A 1410-nucleotide genomic window follows, 5' to 3' on the forward strand; every position below is an offset into this window, starting at 1 on the left:
GGTGCGCGGCCGGCCGGCGCAGCCGAGGGGGAGCGGGGGAAGGGCGGCCGGTACGCGGGCAGGACGGCGGCGGGGCGGGCTCCCGCGGAGCGGCGGCCGTGATGCGCGTGCTCGCCACCGCCGGCCATGTCGACCACGGCAAGTCCGCACTGGTGCGCGCCCTCACCGGCATGGAGCCGGACCGGTACGAGGAGGAGCGCCGCCGGGGCCTCACCCTGGACCTGGGCTTCGTGTGGACCAGCCTCGCCGGGGAGCGACTCGCCTTCGTGGACGTACCCGGGCACGAGCGGTTCGTCGCCACCATGCTCGCCGGCGTCGGACCCGTCCCCGCCGTGCTGTTCGTGGTCGCCGCCGACCAGGGCTGGCAGCCCCAGTCCCAGGAGCACCTCGCCGTCCTCGACGCGCTCGGCGTCCGGCACGCCGTCCTCGCCGTGACCCGCAGCGACCTGGGCGACCCGGAACCGGTGCGCGCCGACGCCGTCGAGCGCCTGGCCGCCACCTCCCTCGGCACCGTCGCGTCGGTCGCGGTCAGCGCGGTCACCGGCACGGGACTGGACGAACTGCGCGCCGCGCTCGCCGCCCTGGCGGCCGCACTGCCCGCCCCCGACACCGGCGCCGACCTGCGTCTGTGGCTCGACCGGGCCTTCACCGTCCGCGGCCACGGCACCGTGGTGACCGGCACCCTCGGCGCCGGCACGCTCAGCGTCGGCGACCGGCTGGTCACCGCGGACGGGCCCGGCGTACTGCGGGTGCGCGGCCTGCAGAGCCTGCACGAGGAACACACCTGCGTCGGCGCGGTCGCCCGCGTCGCCGTCAACGTGCACGGCCCGGGCGCCGGCGCCCTGCGCCGCGGGCAGGCCCTGCTCACCCCGGACCGCTGGCTGCGCACCGAGGTGACCGACGTCCGCGTCACCGGGGAGCCGGTGGCCGGCCTGCCCCGGTGCGCCACCCTGCACATCGGGACGGCCGCCGTGCCGGTGACCGTCCGTCCGCTCGGCGCGGACACCGCCCGGCTGACCCTGAGCCGCGGACTGCCCCTGCGCACCGGCGACCGCGCCGTGCTCCGCGAGCCCGGCGGCAGCCGCACCCCCTGCGGCGTCACCGTCCTCGACATACGGCCGCCCCGGCTGGCCCGGCGGGGTGCCGGCCGGGCCCGCGCCGCCGAACTGGACACCATGACCGGACGCCCCGACGGCCTCGCCGAACTGCGCAGGCGCGGCCTCGTGCAGCGCGCCCGCCTGCGGGCGATGGGCGTCCCCGTGCCCGCGGACCCCGTCGCGGGGGACTGGCTGGCCGACGCCGCGCACTGGAGCGAACTCCAGGACCGGCTGGCCGCCCGGGTCGACGAACACGCCCGCGCCCATCCGCTGGAGCCCGGCCTGCCCGCCGAGGCGGCCCGCCGACTGCTCG

Annotated in this window: 1 protein-coding gene; it reads left to right on the forward strand. The window is 79.1% G+C overall.

The features are described from left to right. Positions 1 to 101 precede the first annotated feature (101 nt). Positions 102 to 1410, forward strand: a 1309-nt coding sequence (locus tag GT045_RS19940; RefSeq protein ID WP_161334972.1) for a GTP-binding protein, incomplete at its 3' end; no start/stop codon positions are given.

It is taken from the genome of Streptomyces sp. SID486 (assembly GCF_009865385.1).
In the GTDB taxonomy this organism is placed as follows: domain Bacteria; phylum Actinomycetota; class Actinomycetes; order Streptomycetales; family Streptomycetaceae; genus Streptomyces.